The following is a 14,879-nucleotide window of genomic DNA, read 5'->3' on the forward strand; positions in this document are numbered from 1 at the left end:
CGGGGGGGCTCGGGGGGTCTCGGGGGCGGATCTCGGGGATGCCTCAGGGTCGGTACCTGATGTAGCTCAGGGTGCCGAGTCCGTACTTTTTGATCATGACTTCACCACGTACGGCATTCCTCACCGCCCCCCTCCTGATGGGCGGGTACGGCGTGCTCCGCATCATCGACGGCCTCGACGGCAGCCGCGGACCGGGCCCCGCATGGACCGCCGGCCACCTGTGCTTCCTCGGCGGGATCGCATTCTTCGTTCGGGGCTTCGGCCTGATGCGCGCGTGGGCGGGTCGCAACCGGCTGGCCACGGTGGGTCTTTGGACCGGCACGGCGGGAGCCGTTGCCGTCGCGGTGCAGTTCCTCATCGACCTCGCCGTCGGATTCGTCTCCGCCGACCACGGCGCCATGCAGGAGCTGTTCGCCCGCATCCAGGCGATACCGGGAGTACTTCCGGCGTTCTACGACGTCGGGCCGCTGCTCTTCTTCGTCGGCCAGCTCATCCTCGTCGCCCAACTCGCCGTCCGGCGCATCCTCAAGCCCTGGGCGCCCGTCCTCGTCCTCATCGACACCACCCTGCCCTTCGCCGACAAGGACCTCATACCGCTCGGAGCCGCGCTCCTGCTGGTCTCCTTCGCGCCGCTGTACCGCCGCCGCCCGGCCACGCACCCGCCGCTCGGCACGTCACTGGCGGCGTGACACCACAGCCGCCACACGAGGCGAATCGGCCGTCCGTCCGTCCGTCCGGCCGTCCATCCATCCATCCGTCCATCCGTCCGTCCGTCCGTCCGAAGGACAGTGCCTCGGCCTCAAGGAAGCAGGATCAACTTGCCCTTGGTGCGGCGGGCCAGCAGGTCCTCGTGGGCGTCGCGCGCGTGCCCGAGGTCGTATGCGGCACCGACCAGCGGCCGCAGGCGTCGCCGCGCGGCGAGGTCGAGCAGTTCCTCCAGTGCCGGACCACCGGCCCCCTTCCCGGCGATCAGCGGGATGAGCCAGAAGCCGGCGACGGTGATGCTGTCCACCGCGAGCCGGCCGGGGGCGAGGGGCGCGGCGGGCTGCCGGGAGGAGACACCGTACGTCACCAGGCGTCCGAGGTATCCGAGTGCGTCCAGTGCGGAGTCGAGGACGGGGCCACCGATGGCGTCCAGGATGATGTCGACCGGGTGTCCGTGATTGGCGTCGAGGACGCGCTCGCGGTAGCCCTCCGCGTCACCGTCGATCGCCGCGTCCGCGCCGAGTTCCAGGGCGAAGGCGCGCTTCTCGTCGGACGACGCGGTGGCGATGACGCGCCCGGCGCCGAACTCCCGGGCCAGCTGGACGGCGAGGCTGCCCGTCCCGCCCGCGGCGGCATGGACCACCACGCTCTCGCCGGGCCGTATCCGTGCGACCGAACGCAGCAGATGCCATGCCGTCAGCCCCTGGACGAGCAGCGCAAGCGCCTCGCCCGCGCTCACCCCGTCCGGTAGCGCGACCAGGTCGCGGTCGGCGACGACCGTCTTCGCGGCGTAACCGCCCTGCCCCACATAGCCGAGCACCCGTCGGCCGTCCGGGGTCCGGCCGACGACCTCCATGCCGGGGATACGCGGCAACGGCCCCTTCGGCGCGTACGGTCCCTCGGTGTGCTCGCCGGCGATCTGCTTGATGTCACCGAAGTTGACGCCGGCGGCCTCCACCTCCACGAGGCTCCCGCCCCGCCCCGCCACCGGGTCCGGCACCTCGGCCTCCCGTAAGACCTCGGGGCCACCGAACCGCTCGTACCGCATCGCGCGCATGGACACACCTCTCCCCGTACTGATCATCACGCCTGACCTCAGTGTCGCTCATGGCCCCGATGTCAGTGGCGTCCGCTTCAATGACCGCCATGAACGAACGGGAACAACAGACCGCCCGGGAAGCACTCCTGTCGGCCATCCACCGCCTGGCCTGGCCGGGCACCGGCGATCTGGTCTGTGAAGAGGCAGGCCATCCGGCGGGACACGTATGTCTGGTGCTGCCTCCGGCCGCGGTGAACACGTCGGGAGCTTCGCACCCATCGGACCCTTCGCACCGGCCTGACCTCTCCTCGCTCCAAGAGGCGCTCAGCGGACGCTACGGACAGCCGCGGAATCTGGCGATGGACGGATACGCCGATCCGACCGTCACCCCGCGGACGGGGCTGCCGCTCCTGGCCCCGTTCGGTGAACGGCTCGTCGAGATGCGCGCTTGGGCGCACGGAGGCCGGTGGATCGGCTGCGGCAGTGCGCGTTTCGACGAGGGCATACGGCCCGTGGTGCTGGTCGCGGAGGGCCAGGATCCGGCGGCGGACGTACCGGAGGGCTCTTCCTGGTTGGACGGGGTCGTCGCCGTGACGGGATGGAACGCCTCCGGCACGCGCACGGTCGACTGGGCGGCGACCGAGGCCCGTCTCGGGACCCGCCTGCCCAGTGACTACAAGCGCCTGGTCGACATTTTCGGGGACGGCGCCTTCGACGAGTACCTCCAACTCCACGTCCCCGGCGCCTGCTTCAAGTCCACCGACCTCCTCCGGCACACGGAGTGGCTCAGCGAGTGGGCCAGCGCGGGAGGCGGCCGCCTGTGGGAACCGTACGAGCTGTACCCGCACCCGGCGGGCTCCTCCAGTGGGCGCGCACGGAACAGGCCGACGCGTTCTTCTGGCTCACCGAAGGCACCGACCCCGACAGGTGGCCCGTCCTCATCACGGAAGACATCCCCGACTCATGGGTCCGCTTCGACGGTACGACCACCGAATTCATCTACCGCATGCTCACCGACCGGCAGCACCCCTTCTCCACGGCCCGCTATTTCGACAGCCATTGGTTCGAGAGTTATGGACGCGAGAAAGAGGAGTAGGCGGTGGGGGCACGGGCGCGGGCACGAGCGAGGAAACGGCAACGGCCGCCCCGACCGGGTGGTCGGGGCGGCCGTTGGGCGGGTGGCAGGGCGGTATCGGTGAGTGCCCGTGCTCCGTGCGCCGTTACTTGCCGGCGGGTTGCGGGGTGTTCGCGCCGTTGCGGGTGGTGCGCCAGCGGGTGAGGACGAGGTGCGAGACGACGCCGAAGACCAGGCCCCAGAAGGCGGAGCCGACGCCGAGGAGGGTGACTCCCGATGCGGTGGTGAGGAAGGTGATCAGGGCGGCCTCGCGGTCCTTCTCCTCGGTGACCGCTCCGGTCAGGCCGCCGGCCAGCGCCCCGAGCAGGGCGACGCCGGCGATGGCGGCGACCAGTTCCTTGGGCAGGCCCGCGAAGAAGACCACGAGGGTGGTGCCGAAGGCGCCGATCAGGAGGTAGAACGCTCCGCACGCGACGCCCGCGATGTAGCGGCGCTTGGGGTCACGGTGGGATTCGGGTCCGGTGCAGATCGCCGCGGTGATGGCCGCGAGGTTGATGGCGTGCGATCCGAACGGGGCGAGCAGCGTGGAGACCAGGCCGGTCGAGCCGATCAGCAGCCGGTCCTTGGGCTGGTATCCGGACGCGGTGAGGACCGCCATGCCGGGGGCGTTCTGCGAGGCCAGGGTGGCCAGGATCATGGGTACCGCGATGCCGATGAGCGAGGCGACCGAGAACTCGGGAGTGGTCAGTACGGGGCGGGCCAGCTCGATGCTGTGCAGGTTGATGTGCAGTCGCGAGGTGACGGCGCTGCACACCACGCCCGTGGCCAGCGCGATCAGCACGGCGTAACGCGGCAGCCACCGCTTGCCGAGCAGATAGGCCAGCAGGACGGGCCCGGCGATCCACGGCGCGGTCTTCAGGGAGGTGAAGAGTCCGGTGCCGAAGGAGAACAGGATGCCCGCGAGCATGGCCGCCACCACGGCCGTGGGGACCTGCCGGATGAGCCACCCGAACACCCCGGTGAGTCCCACCAGGGTGATCACGACACCGGTGACGAGGAACGCACCGATGGCTTCCGGGTACGAGTAGGCGCCCAGGCTGGTGACCAGCAGGGCCGCGCCGGGCGTCGACCAGGCGGTGATGACCGGCATCTTCGTCCGCAGGCTGAGCCCGATGCAGGTCAGACCGCTGCCTATGGAGATGGCCCAGACCCAGGAGCCGGTCTGCGCCTGGTTCAGATGGCCGGCCGTGGCGGCGGCGAGCACGATCACCAGCGGGCCGGAGTACGAGACCACGACGGCCACGAATCCGGCGAGGACCGCGGACAGTGAAAGGTCGCCCATCAGGCCACGTCGGGCGGCAGGTTGGCCGGAATTCGCGGGTGCCGGGGTGCCCGTACCGCCCGTCGTGCCGGTGCTCTCGCTACTGGTGGTGCTCGTGCTGGTGTTGCCGGTGGTGCTGGTACTTGAGCTGGTGCTGTCGGTGGTGCTGGTGTTGCTGGTGTCTGAGCTCACGGGGCGTCCTTCGCGGCGCGTTCCAGTGCCTGCTCCAGATCGGCGATGAGGTCGGCCGGGTCCTCGACGCCGATGGACAGCCGGAGCATGTCCTTGGGTGATGTGCTGTCCGGTCCCTCGAATGTGTAGCGGTGTTCAATCAGGCTTTCCACCCCACCCAGGGATGTGGCGCGAATGAACAGTTCGCAATGTTCGGCCGCGCGCAGCGAACGCGTCCAGTCACCGGCGATGTGCAGCGAGAGCATGCCGCTGTAGCCGCCGGTCATCTGCCGGGAGGCGACCTTGTGCCCCGGGTCGGTGGGCAGGCCCGGGTAGGCGACCCGGCTGACCAGCGGGTGGGCGGAGAAGTGCTCGGCCAGGGTCATGGCGGAGGCCGATATCTGGCGCATGCGCGGGAAGAGCGTCCGTATGCCGCGGAGCAGCAGGTACGTCTCCCAGGGGCCGAGGATCGGGCCGGTCAGCCGGCGGTGCAGGCGCAGCCGCTCCCAGAGCGCCTGGTGCTCCTCGGTCGGGTCCGGGGCCGCCACGAGGAGGCCGGCCACCACGTCGTTGTGGCCGTTCAGGTACTTCGTGCCCGAGTGCATGATCAGGTCGGCGCCGAGGTCGAAGGGCCGGGTGTGCACCGGCGTGGGGACGGTGTTGTCCACGCCGAACAGCGCGCCGGCCCGGTGGGCGATCTCGGCGCAGGCCTCGAGGTCGGTGACCAGCCAGGTCGGGTTGGCCGGGGATTCCGCCCACAGCAGGGTGGTCGGTGCCGCGTTGACCGCCTGGGCCACCGCGTCCAGGTCGTCCATCGGGACGCGTACGACCTCCAGGCCGCGCTGCTGCCCGAACTCCAGCAACCACTTGGTGAGGCCGAAGTACATGGTCTGCGGCACCACGACCCGGGCCCCGGCGGGCAGGACCTGGAAGACGGCGGTGGCGGCGGCCATGCCGGAGGAGAAGACCAGCGCGTCGGAACCGCCCTCCAGTCCGGCGACGACGCCCTCCACCTGCTCGTAGCCCGGGGTGCCCTGGTCCCGCAGATAGGCGAGGCCGGCCGGGGTGCGGTACTGGTCGTCGCGGGCGAAGGTCGCCCCCATGCTCACCGGCGGCGGCACGGCACCGGTGGTCGGGCAGCGCCAGCCGTCGCCCTGGGCGGCTCGGGTCTCGACGCGGTACTCCCGGGTCCAGGGAGTGTAGGTCTCGCGGTTGCTCATGATGTCCTCTTGGTCAGGGCCGGCAGGGCGGTGCGGAGGGCGAGTTCGGCGTCCTTCAGCGCGCGGGACGGCGCGCCGGGCGAGGGGACGTAGTGGTTGTAGTAGCTGGACCCCTCGGTGTGCGGGCCGAGGAAGAACAGCGTGCGCCGGACCTCCCCGGCGGGGCCGATGCCTTGTCCCTCGCGGGTGACGTGGAGTCCGGCGACCCGGGTGCCGCGCCGGGCCAGGGTGGCGACGCGGCCGGCCGCGACGAGCCGGCCCAGCAGCGAGGTGGGCAGCCGGTCCGCGCTCGGCTCGGCGACGTGGGCGTGCACGACGTGTCCGACCTCGACGCTCTCCGGGCCGGCCAGGCAGGTGGACTCCAGGCGCCACGGGCCCCGGCCGCACGGGGCGATGACCTTCGGGCGCGGCCCGGGGCCGAGCCGCAGCACGCCGGCGTCCAGCAACGACAGCAGTTCCGCCGACCGGTCCAACTGAGGGCCGATCACCAGGCGGTTGACGGCGGAGTTGAACTCCCCGAAGAAGTGGTCCAGCGAGGGGTCGTCGACGCCCGGCGGGTCGATGACGGCCCGGAGGATGTCGCGGTGGTCGCGCAGCACCTCCAGGGCTTCCTTGACGGGGCTGGCGCCCAGCCCTTCGCGGGCCTCGGCCAGGTCGTCCGCGACCCGGGCGGCGAACCACTCGGCGTACGCCGCCGCGTCGGCCCACTGCCGGTCGGCGGGCTCCTCGGTCAGCACGCCGTGCAGCGGGTACGGCCCGAACTCCTCCCGTGCGGCGGCCAGCGCCCGGTCGCCGCCCGAGGTGGCCACCCGATGGGCGAACTCCGCGGCCGCGCCCGCGGCATCGCCCGTCCTGCGGGCCAGGACGGTGCGGTAATAGGTCAGTTCCATCTCGGCCTCGACCAACGGCAGTACGTCGTCGAGGAAGTCGAGCCGACCGTCCGCACGCTGCCGGCGCAGGGCCTCGATCCGGTCCGTCGTCAGGACGAGGGGCGCGAAGCGCGCCCGGCCCGGGTTGAGGTGCGGACGGCTGCGCGAGGGCATCCCGGAACGGTTGGCCAGCACGATCCACGGTTCGCGGCCGCTGGGTACGTACCGCAGCCGTCCGCCGTCGTCCGCCGGTTCGTGCCGGCCACCGCGTCCCAGCGTCAGGCTGGCGATCACGTCCATGGCGGTCAGTCCCATGCCCAGCACGGCGACGTCGTCGCCGGGGGCGATGCTGTCCAGGGCGTCGGGCAGCGGGTAGGGGAGGGTGATCAGGCCATGGCCGGCGGGCGGTTCGGGCTGGGCGGCGGCCGGGAGGTGCAGGGTGTGGTGGCCGACGGTCACGAAGACCGCGTCGGCCTCCAGGTGGGTGCCGTCGTCGAGGAGGACGACCTCGCCGCCGTCCTCGCCCGGGCGGATGTCGGTGGCCGTGGTGGCGTGCCGCATCAGGGCGAAGCAGGGCGGTGCGGCGGCGACGATGCGCTCGGCCGCCCAGGTGAGGTATGCGCTCAGCAGCCTCCGGGGGAGGAAGTCGTTCGGCCGGATCTCCCGGCCCTCCCCCGCCCGTACGGTGTAGCCGTCCGCGCCCAGCCGCAAGTCCCTCTCCTGGCACCAGGCGTGGAGGGACGGGCCGCTGATCCCCGTGGGGCCGTCCACCATCTCGTCGTCCGCGAAGGCGGTGATCTGCGCGCACACCGTGTTGAGCAGGAGGTGGTCGGGCTGGTCGCGGAGGTGAAAACCGGGGCCGAGGGGCTGGGGGTCCACGAGGTGGACGGTGACCGGGAAGGGCTCCGCCAGGCACTGGCTGACGAGCCGCTCCACGATGCCCAGCCCGCGCGAGCCGGCGCCCACGATCGCGAGGGTGGTGTGCCGTTCGGCGTCCCGGGTGCCCGCCGGGGCTCCCGCGCGCTGCCCGTGGTCCGTGTACTGCTCCGTCGTTACCACCGGCGGGTCTCCCCGAAGAAGTTGGGGACCGCGATGGCCGAGCCGGCCGCCCGGGCCTGCTGCAGGACGTACGCGCCGACGGCCAGGTCGAGGACGCCGAGGCCGAACGGCGAGAAGATCACCGGCCGTTCCTCGGACACCGTCACCTCGCCGTTCAGGACACCGGCGAGCGTGCCGGTCACGAAGTCCCGCGAGCCGGTCAGCTGCTCCGCGAGGTGCGGCGAGGTGTTGGCCTTCAGGCAGTGGTCGACGTCATCGAGGACGTTGTCCGCCGCGAGCACCACCTCGGGCGCGAGGTCCCGCAGCGAGATGTTCAGCACGAGCTGGCCGGGCTTGAACGGCGTGGTGACGTACGGCTCCAGGGCGGTGGTGGCGAAGACCACGGTCTCGGCCTCCAGCGCCGTGCCCAGGTCGGGGGTGAAGGAGGCGGGGCGCTGCTGGGTGGTGCGCAGGTGGTCGACGAGGGCCTGGCCCGACTCCTCGTGGAGGTCGTGCACGAGGTAGGCGTCCGGGGTTGCGCCCGCGGCGTGGAGGTAGTCGCAGATGTTGCGGGCGATGACACCGCCGCCGACGATCGCGATCCGCGTGCCCTCGAATCCGCCCGGGCGCAGGGTGGTTGCGGCCACGGCGGCGGACGCCGCGGTGCGGGCGGCGCTGATGTTCGCGGCTTCCAGGCAGGCGATCGGGTAGCCGGTCTCGTAGTCGTTGAGGATGAGCACGGCCGAGGCGCGGGGCTTCCCGACCTGGGTGTTCTTGGGGAAGCTGGCGATCCACTTGATGCCCGCGAGCTGGACGTCGGCGCCGAGGTAGGCGGGCAGCGCGATGATCCGGGAGTCGGGCTTCTCCGGGAACCGGAGGAAATAGCTGTCGGGGTTGATGCTTTCCCCGGCCTCATGGCTGCGATATGCCTGGCTGACGATGCCGAGTACCTCGGCCCGTTGGTCGCTCAGGATCTCGCGAACGGTCTCGCCCGCCACCACGTCGAAGTCGAACATGAAAAACACACCTCTCCTCAGGCGCCGGCCTGAGAAACTTCCGAAATTTCCGAGCAGATGAGTTCGGGCCAGCGGTCGGCCACCCAGGAGTCGTCGTAGATCGTCTCCAGGTAGCGTTCACCGAAGTCCGGTGAAAGGGCGACCACGACGCTTCCCTCGGGGATTTCCTTGGCCTTGTCCCGTACCGCGGACAGCACCGTGCCGCTGGATCCGCCGAGCAGCAGCCCACGTTCCTCGGCCAGCATCCTGCACATTTCCACGGCATCCGCTTCGGGCACCATGACGACTTCGTCAATACGGCGCTCGTCGAGGATTTCGGGACGCCGGCTGGTGCCGAGCCCCGGGATGTGGCGCCGGCCGGGCGGGCCGCCGAAGGACACCGACCCGACGGCGTCGACGGCGATGATCCGGGTGGCCGGGCTGTGCTGCCGGAAGTACTCCGCGCATCCCATCAGGGTCCCGGTCGTGCCGGCCCCGATGAAGGCGTAGTCGACGTGGCCGATCTCGTCGAGGATGGAGCGCCCGGTGCGGTCGCGGTGTACCTGGGGGCCGGCCGGATTCGCGTACTGGTTCAGCCAGTACGTCTCGGGCTCGCACGCCAGGCGGTCGCGGATGTAGTTGATACGGGACTGCAGATAGCCGCCGTTGCCGTCGCGGATGTCGATGACGACGACCTCTGCGCCGAGCGCCTGCATCAGCCGCACGGACTGCGCGTTGGCATTGGGATCCGTCACACAGGTCAGGCGGTACCCCTTGGCCGCACAGACCATGGCGAGGGCCACGCCGAGATTCCCCGAGGTCGATTCGATGAGGCGGGTACGCGGAAATTCACGACCCGAGTCCTCGGCCTGGGCCACCAGGGCGATGGCCGTCTTCAGCTTGACCGAGCCTGCCGGATTGAGGCCCTCAAGTTTGAGGAAGACTGAACTTCCAGGTACGAGATGATCGGCCCGGATGAACAAGTCATCCAAGACCAGATCATAAATTTCTTCTGCTATCACGGAAATCCAACACTGTTGAGTGCGGGCACGCAGACGTGCGGCCCGGGCCGAAATTGCGAGAACCCATGGGCGTACTCACTGCGCCCGGTCAATACGCAGACATGCAGAAGATGGTTTCCCCCCGTTTGTCGCCTACTTGTCCCCCGAGTCCGCGACGCTCAAATGGTGCCACACGCCGACACGGTTCGTACAGGACATTTTTTCGACTAGGGACGTTTCACCCGGTTCCGGATCGTCCGGAATTTGACATTCCAAATATGCTTCAGAACTCAACATTTTGAACGGAGTGGCAATATGCAGATCCGAGGCGTGTCGCACGCGTCCGACGACGTGCCCGCCGCCGCACTTCGCATACAACGGAAGTGGATTTCCAGTCTCCATTTGCCGGTCAATTGCCGGGCAGCCGGCACGCCGATGCGGCTACCATCTGCCGATGCCCCGCAGGGAAAAGACAGCGCGCCAACTCGTCGTCGACGGCGAGACCTTCCTGTGGTCGTTGCACCACACCCACGACGCGGTGGGCAACGGCCAGGACCACGGCTACTGCGAAATCCTCGTCATCCGCCGGTTCAAGGCGCGCGGCCGGCTGCGCATCGTGTTGCGGAGCGGCCCCGGCAGGCTCGTCCCCGACGGCTACCTCATGTTCTCCGGTGCGGTCGGCACCACCGACGGCCCCCTGCTGAACCTGCACGAGCCGGGGACCGTACGCGCCTTCCTCGACGAGGCCCTGACCAAGGGCTGGCGGCCCGACGATCCCCTGACCGAGGAGATGGACGGCTGGCGCCTGTTCGACACGGTGGCCGGCCGCCGCGGCGAGCAACGACCGGAATAGCCCGGCCGCCCGAGACGGCGCGGCACTCAGGCCATGCCCACTGCGCCAGCATCATCGTGCGCAGGTCGTCCCGGATCGGCCGGCCGTCCGGACGCGCGCGGGAGAACTCCGCGAGCCCTCGCTCCATCCCAGCACAGGACGTGCAGGTGCCCGTCGAGCGGGAAGGCGGGCGGGGCGGCCGGAAGGACGCGGTCGAAGGAGAAGCGGGTCTTCTCCGCCACACGGCACGACGCCTGGTTGTCGAGCTGGTGGAGGAGTTCAAGACGCCGCAGCCCGTGGGCGCCGAAGGTGTGGAACGCCCAGTCGGCCAGGGCCTGGAGGGCGCGCGGTGCCACGCCTCGTCCGCGGGCGTGGGCCGCGGTCCAGTAGCCCACCTCCGCTGACGGCTTGCCGCGGGCGACGGCTTTGAGGGCCACGTGTCCCAGCAACTGACGGTGGGTGCCGAGGTGTTGTGCTTCCAGAACGGCGAAGGAGAATCGGTCGCCGCTCGTCCAGCCCTGCCGTTGGGACTCGACCCAGCGGAGGCCGTCGGCCTCGTCGCTCAGGGGAAGACTGGCCCAACGCCGCAGAGCGGGGTCCTGGCACGCCTCGACCAGAGCGGGTGCGTCCGCCGGGAGCCAGGGGCGGAGCAGGAGCGCGGGCCCCGTCGTCGTGGCGTCCACGGGCAGGGGGACCGGGGCCGTCACCGGGAGCACGTGCGTACCCGCAGCGCCCGGACGGACCAGTCGAGCACCGGTGCCAGGGCCTCCGGGGCCGGCCAGCCGTTGATCGCCGCGAGCAGTGGGAAGTAGTGGTCCCTGCGGGGGTCGTTCATGGATTCCAGGCGGCGCAGCAGCTGACGCTGGACGTCGAGGGTGCCTTGCGGGGTGTCAAGGCGGCCCAGCACGGTCGCGTAGTGCGCCGTGAGGGCGGCGACGGTCGGATCGGCCGGCGGCCCGGCCGGGTCGATGCCCGCGGCGAGAGCCGGACCGACGTGCGCGCGGACGGTCGCGGCCAGGTCGGGGCGCGGGCCCACGGCGGCACCGGGCTGTTCGGCGGCGTACTCCTCGACCATCCGGCGCACCGCGGCCCGGAAGTCGCGGTCCAGGGTCAGTTCGGCGAGTTCCACCCAGGCCCGGACCTGCTCGGCGTCGGGGTCGTCGGGCAGCTCGGGGGTCATCGAGCGCACGATCGCCGTGAATTCCGGGCATGCGGGGTCAACGTCAGGACCGCGCAAGGGAGGGGCGGCGCCGGTGTCGCCGAAGAGGGCGTGGAGGAAGTCCTCGATCAGACCGCGGCGTTCCTCTTCGGTGAGCTGGGACAGCTTGTGCAGGGAATCGGTCTCCTCAGGTGTGCATCCGCGCTCGGCCACCGCCGTCAGCACCGCGTGCCGCAGTCGCAGTACGCGGATCTGTACCGCCAGGGCGTCGGCGTGCGCCGCGGCGACCTCCGGGAGGGAGGCTTCGCGCTCCACGACCTTGCGGACGGTGGCGAGGTCCAGCCCCAGGTCGCGCAGGGTCCGTACGAGTTCCAGGCGGGCGACCGCGGTGGCGTCGTAGCGGCGGTAGCCGGCCGGGCTGCGGTCGGTCGGCGCCACGATGCCGCGGTCGGAGTAGAAGCGGATGGTCTTGACCGTGAGACCGGTGCGCCTGGCCAGTTCGCCGATGGAGTACAGGCCGTCGCCGACGCCGACGGAGCTGCCGGAATCGCCGCAGTCGTGGGAATCGTTGGAGACGTGGTAATCCTTCAAGTCGCGGGAATCGTTGGAGCGGAGGGTGTCGGCGTGCATGTCGCTACCTTTGCGTCTCCCCTTACTGGAGACTCAAGTCCACCAGGTGCCACGGCCTGACGCGCGTCCGGTACGTACCGCGCCGGTCCCCCGACCCTCGCCACGTCCCGTCAGGGCAGTCGCGGCGGCGTCCAGTCGGCATGGCGCAGGATGGTGCGGACCGTGGCGCGGGACGGGGCGAGCCGGAGGGCCGTGTTGCGCAGGGCGAGGGCCACGGGGTGGGTCAGTTGCTGTCCCATCCGGCCGGCCTGGCGGGCGGCGCGGGCGACGGACTGGCTGCGGGGGCGACGTTCCGCGTCGTAGCGGGTCAGCGCCGCCTCAACGCCGGGCTCGGTGGCCAGGGCGGCGGCGAGTGTGGCCGCGTCCTCCAGTGCCTGGCAGGCGCCCTGGCCGAGGTTCGGGGTCATGGCGTGCGCCGCGTCGCCGAGCAGGGCGGTCCGGCCCACGGCGTAGGTGGGCAGCGGGGTGGCCAGTTCGTTGATGTCGTGGTGCAGGACGGCCTCGGGACGGGTGGCGTCCAGCAGGGCCGGGATGGGGTCGTGCCAGTCGCCGAAGCGGCGGCGCATCTCGGCGAGCGGGTCGGGGAAGCGCACACCGGCGGGCGAGTTGAGGACGGCGTGCCATTCGGCGCGGCCGTCCGTGAAGGCGATGTGGCCGAACTCGGCGCCCGGACCCCAGGTCAGTTCGAAGTCGGTGCGCAGCTCGACCGGGTGCTCGGTGAGGGCGCGCAGTACGGTCGAACCGCTGTAGGCGGGCCCGGGGTGGCCGGGCAAGAACTGGCCGCGCAGCCGGCTGTTGATGCCGTCGGCGGCCACCACCAGATCCGCGTCGAGAACGGTCTCCCCCACGGGTATCCGCACCCGGGCCGGATCGGAGCGGTCCACGGAGGTCACCTCGGCGCCGATGAGGAGTGACCCGGCCGGCAGGGCGTCGCGGAGCACCCGGTGGAGGGTCGCGCGCGGGATGCCCACGATCGGGGTGCCCAGTTCGCGCTCCAGCGCGACGCCGTCCATACGGGCCAGCCGGCGTCCGTCCGGCGTGCGGGTGCCGCCGACGTACTGCGGCCGTGCCGCTGCGCGTACCGCCGCGCCGACGCCGAGGGCGTCCAGGGCGCGGATGCCGTTGGCGTGCAGGGAGATGCCCGCGCCGGCGTCGTCGAGGACGGGGGCGCGTTCGACGACGGTCACGTCCCAGCCGATCCGGCGCAGGCCGAGCGCCGCGGCCAGCCCGCCGATGCCTCCCCCGACCACCACCGCGCTGCTGCTCACAACGGTCCCCTCTCTTCCCGCACAGGCCCTTCCCTGGCCTTCTACAGATGTAGAAGATCGTAGCCCCTGCCTCTACAGGTGTAGAAAGGAGGGGTGACCACAGATCGACGTACGGTCCTCGCCGACGCCGCCATCGACGTACTCGCCGATGACGGGCTGCGGGGACTGACCCACCGGGCCGTGGACCGCGCGGCGGACCTGCCGGCGGGCACCACTTCCGCGTACTTCCGCACCCGGCAGGCGCTGCTCACCGCGCTGGTCCGGCGGCTCGTCGCACGCGACCAGGCGGAGCTGGAGAGGGCGGGGGAAGAGCTGCCTATGCCGCGCGACGCCGACGAACTGGCCGCTCAGATCGGTGCGTTCGTGGAGCGGCGGCTCACGGGAGAAGGGCGGCAGCGGTCCCTCGCGCGCTATGCGTGCGCGCTGGAGAGCGCGCGCCATCCCGAGCTGCGGGAGATCCTGGTACCGCGGGAGAACGCCGGCCGGGACACCGTGCGCGACTTCCTGGCCGCGCAGGGTGTGGCCGATGCCGAGGGCCGCACGCTCACCCTGCTGGCCTGCGTGGACGGGCTGGTCTTCGACCGACTGCTGGGCGGCGGGGGCGTACTGGAGGAGGAGATCCGGGGGCTGATCGGGACCGCGTTGCGGTAGCCCGGAGAGGCGGGTGGTCGCGGGGAGGCACGCTGCGCGGCCGCCCCGCACGGCCGCTCAGGGGCTCACGGGCTCCCAGCCGAAGAAGACCGATCCGAAGAAGCTGAACAGCCACAGCACGGCGAGTGCGGTGACCACCCCGAGCGCGGCGATTCCGATCACAACTGCTTTTGCCCCTGCACTATTTGCCATGGCCCGATTCTCCTCCTCCCCGTGTCCGCGTGGGCGGCGGGGGGCCGGTCGCGAGGGCCGCCGGCCAGCACGGGCCGTCGGTCACCGGAAGCGTTACGCTCGTGATGCAGGCAGGCGTTCCGACCGCAATGGCGGCCACGAGCCAGTACGCGGAGGCGGCCATGAGCCAGTACGACGAATACACGACTCCGTCGCAGGCCGAGGGCGAACGGCTGGAGGAGGACATGGATCCGGGCCAGCCGCAGCACCCCGAGACGATGCGGACCCAGCCTTCCCAGGCGGAGGGCGAGCGCCGGGCGGAAGACGACGAGTGAGGAGTTCAAGGGCCGGGCGGGGCGGCCCCGCGCCGCCCCTCCGCGCCCGCGATCGTCTCCCGTAGCACCTCGCGGGCCGCCGCGAGCTCGGCGGACCGCCGGTCGAGGGTGCGCAGCTGGTCCCGGAGCGCGTCGAGCACGCCGGGGCAGGGCCGTACCGCGGCCGTATCGGTGGTGCAGGGCAGCACCTGGCGGATGACCCGGGTGGGCAGCCCGGCCGCGAGGAGGGCCCGGATGCGCCGTACGGCGGCGGTGTCGGCATCCGCGTAGGTCCGATAGCCGTTGGCCAGCCGCTCGGGCCGCAGCAGCCCCGCCCGCTCGTAGTAGCGCAGCAGCCGCTCGCTGGTCCCGGTCCGCTCGGCCAGCTCCCCGATCAGCACGGCCTCCCCCTCTCGCTTG

The 14,879-nt window shown here is 71.2% G+C and carries 15 protein-coding genes; 5 read left to right on the forward strand and 10 right to left on the reverse strand.

From position 1 onward, the window contains the following. Positions 1-95: 95 nt before the first annotated feature. A complete protein-coding gene (locus OJ254_RS23435) occupies positions 96-689 on the forward strand; it encodes a hypothetical protein (RefSeq protein WP_265363913.1) in 594 nt (197 codons plus the stop codon). 110 nt (positions 690-799) lie between these two features. On the opposite strand, the gene OJ254_RS23440 is transcribed toward OJ254_RS23435, so the two are convergent. After that, positions 800-1,762: a quinone oxidoreductase family protein gene (locus OJ254_RS23440; protein ID WP_265363914.1), complete on the reverse strand. Its 963-nt coding sequence runs from the start codon at positions 1,760-1,762 to the stop codon at positions 800-802. An 802-nt stretch (positions 1,763-2,564) separates the two neighbouring features. Here OJ254_RS23440 and OJ254_RS23445 point away from each other — a divergent pair. After that, positions 2,565-2,840 (forward strand): hypothetical protein, encoded by a 276-nt coding sequence (locus OJ254_RS23445; protein WP_265363915.1) that lies wholly within the window; start codon positions 2,565-2,567, stop codon positions 2,838-2,840. Between the two features lie 124 nt (positions 2,841-2,964). Here OJ254_RS23445 and OJ254_RS23450 read toward each other — a convergent pair whose 3' ends face one another. From OJ254_RS23450 to sbnA, 5 genes are read right to left on the reverse strand one after another with little or no spacing between them, the layout of a single operon-like run. Then, entirely contained in the window at positions 2,965-4,332 is a 1,368-nt protein-coding gene (locus OJ254_RS23450; RefSeq protein WP_423835940.1) for a benzoate/H(+) symporter BenE family transporter, read from the reverse strand. Continuing rightward, positions 4,329-5,531, reverse strand: a complete 1,203-nt coding sequence (locus OJ254_RS23455; protein ID WP_265363916.1) for a trans-sulfuration enzyme family protein — start codon at positions 5,529-5,531, stop codon at positions 4,329-4,331. The genes OJ254_RS23450 and OJ254_RS23455 overlap by 4 nt, the downstream gene beginning before the upstream one ends. After that, the gene (locus OJ254_RS23460) at positions 5,528-7,459 is read right to left on the reverse strand and encodes an FAD/NAD(P)-binding protein (protein ID WP_265363917.1); all 1,932 of its coding nucleotides are present in this window, start codon (positions 7,457-7,459) and stop codon (positions 5,528-5,530) included. Before OJ254_RS23460 ends, OJ254_RS23455 begins: the two co-directional genes overlap by 4 nt. Then, positions 7,453-8,454, reverse strand: coding sequence for a 2,3-diaminopropionate biosynthesis protein SbnB (gene sbnB / locus OJ254_RS23465; protein ID WP_265363918.1), 1,002 nt, complete (start codon positions 8,452-8,454; stop codon positions 7,453-7,455). Before sbnB ends, OJ254_RS23460 begins: the two co-directional genes overlap by 7 nt. 17 nt (positions 8,455-8,471) lie before the next feature. Beyond that, entirely contained in the window at positions 8,472-9,440 is a 969-nt protein-coding gene (gene sbnA / locus OJ254_RS23470) for a 2,3-diaminopropionate biosynthesis protein SbnA (protein ID WP_265365277.1), read from the reverse strand. Positions 9,441-9,888: 448 nt separating this feature from the next. On the opposite strand from sbnA, the gene OJ254_RS23475 reads away from it, so the two are divergent. After that, positions 9,889-10,287 carry a hypothetical protein gene (locus OJ254_RS23475; RefSeq protein ID WP_265363919.1) on the forward strand — a complete coding sequence of 133 codons (399 nt, stop codon included), beginning with the start codon at positions 9,889-9,891 and terminating at the stop codon, positions 10,285-10,287. 26 nt (positions 10,288-10,313) lie between these two features. On the opposite strand, the gene OJ254_RS23480 is transcribed toward OJ254_RS23475, so the two are convergent. From OJ254_RS23480 to OJ254_RS23490, 3 genes are all read right to left on the reverse strand, one after another. Then, positions 10,314-10,973: a GNAT family N-acetyltransferase gene (locus tag OJ254_RS23480; protein ID WP_423835941.1), complete on the reverse strand. Its 660-nt coding sequence runs from the start codon at positions 10,971-10,973 to the stop codon at positions 10,314-10,316. Continuing rightward, complete coding sequence (locus OJ254_RS23485; RefSeq protein WP_265363920.1) at positions 10,970-12,055, reverse strand: MerR family transcriptional regulator; 1,086 nt, start codon at positions 12,053-12,055, stop codon at positions 10,970-10,972. The genes OJ254_RS23480 and OJ254_RS23485 overlap by 4 nt, the downstream gene beginning before the upstream one ends. A gap of 110 nt (positions 12,056-12,165) precedes the next feature. Continuing rightward, entirely contained in the window at positions 12,166-13,323 is a 1,158-nt protein-coding gene (locus OJ254_RS23490) for an FAD-dependent monooxygenase (RefSeq protein WP_265363921.1), read from the reverse strand. Between the two features lie 93 nt (positions 13,324-13,416). On the opposite strand from OJ254_RS23490, the gene OJ254_RS23495 reads away from it, so the two are divergent. Both OJ254_RS23495 and OJ254_RS23500 read left to right on the forward strand, forming a co-directional pair. Continuing rightward, complete coding sequence (locus OJ254_RS23495; protein WP_265363922.1) at positions 13,417-13,974, forward strand: TetR/AcrR family transcriptional regulator; 558 nt, start codon at positions 13,417-13,419, stop codon at positions 13,972-13,974. Positions 13,975-14,294: 320 nt separating this feature from the next. Then, the gene (locus tag OJ254_RS23500; protein WP_265365399.1) at positions 14,295-14,480 is read left to right on the forward strand and encodes a hypothetical protein; all 186 of its coding nucleotides are present in this window, start codon (positions 14,295-14,297) and stop codon (positions 14,478-14,480) included. A 5-nt stretch (positions 14,481-14,485) separates the two neighbouring features. On the opposite strand, the gene OJ254_RS23505 is transcribed toward OJ254_RS23500, so the two are convergent. Continuing rightward, complete coding sequence (locus OJ254_RS23505) at positions 14,486-14,860, reverse strand: MerR family transcriptional regulator (RefSeq protein WP_265363923.1); 375 nt, start codon at positions 14,858-14,860, stop codon at positions 14,486-14,488. Positions 14,861-14,879 lie beyond the last annotated feature (19 nt).

It is taken from the genome of Streptomyces endophytica, assembly GCF_026153355.1.
GTDB lineage: Bacteria > Actinomycetota > Actinomycetes > Streptomycetales > Streptomycetaceae > Streptomyces > Streptomyces endophytica.

Bases quoted from the DNA above. Each gene is read 5' to 3' on its own strand.
- OJ254_RS23435 (WP_265363913.1), top strand. From the start codon at position 96: ATGACTTCACCACGTACGGCATTCCTCACCGCCCCCCTCCTGATGGGC.
- OJ254_RS23440 (WP_265363914.1), bottom strand. From the start codon at position 1,762: ATGCGCGCGATGCGGTACGAGCGGTTCGGTGGCCCCGAGGTCTTACGG.
- sbnB (WP_265363918.1), bottom strand. From the start codon at position 8,454: ATGTTCGACTTCGACGTGGTGGCGGGCGAGACCGTTCGCGAGATCCTG.
- OJ254_RS23455 (WP_265363916.1), bottom strand. From the start codon at position 5,531: ATGAGCAACCGCGAGACCTACACTCCCTGGACCCGGGAGTACCGCGTC.
- OJ254_RS23475 (WP_265363919.1), top strand. From the start codon at position 9,889: ATGCCCCGCAGGGAAAAGACAGCGCGCCAACTCGTCGTCGACGGCGAG.
- OJ254_RS23500 (WP_265365399.1), top strand. From the start codon at position 14,295: ATGGCGGCCACGAGCCAGTACGCGGAGGCGGCCATGAGCCAGTACGAC.
- OJ254_RS23485 (WP_265363920.1), bottom strand. From the start codon at position 12,055: ATGCACGCCGACACCCTCCGCTCCAACGATTCCCGCGACTTGAAGGAT.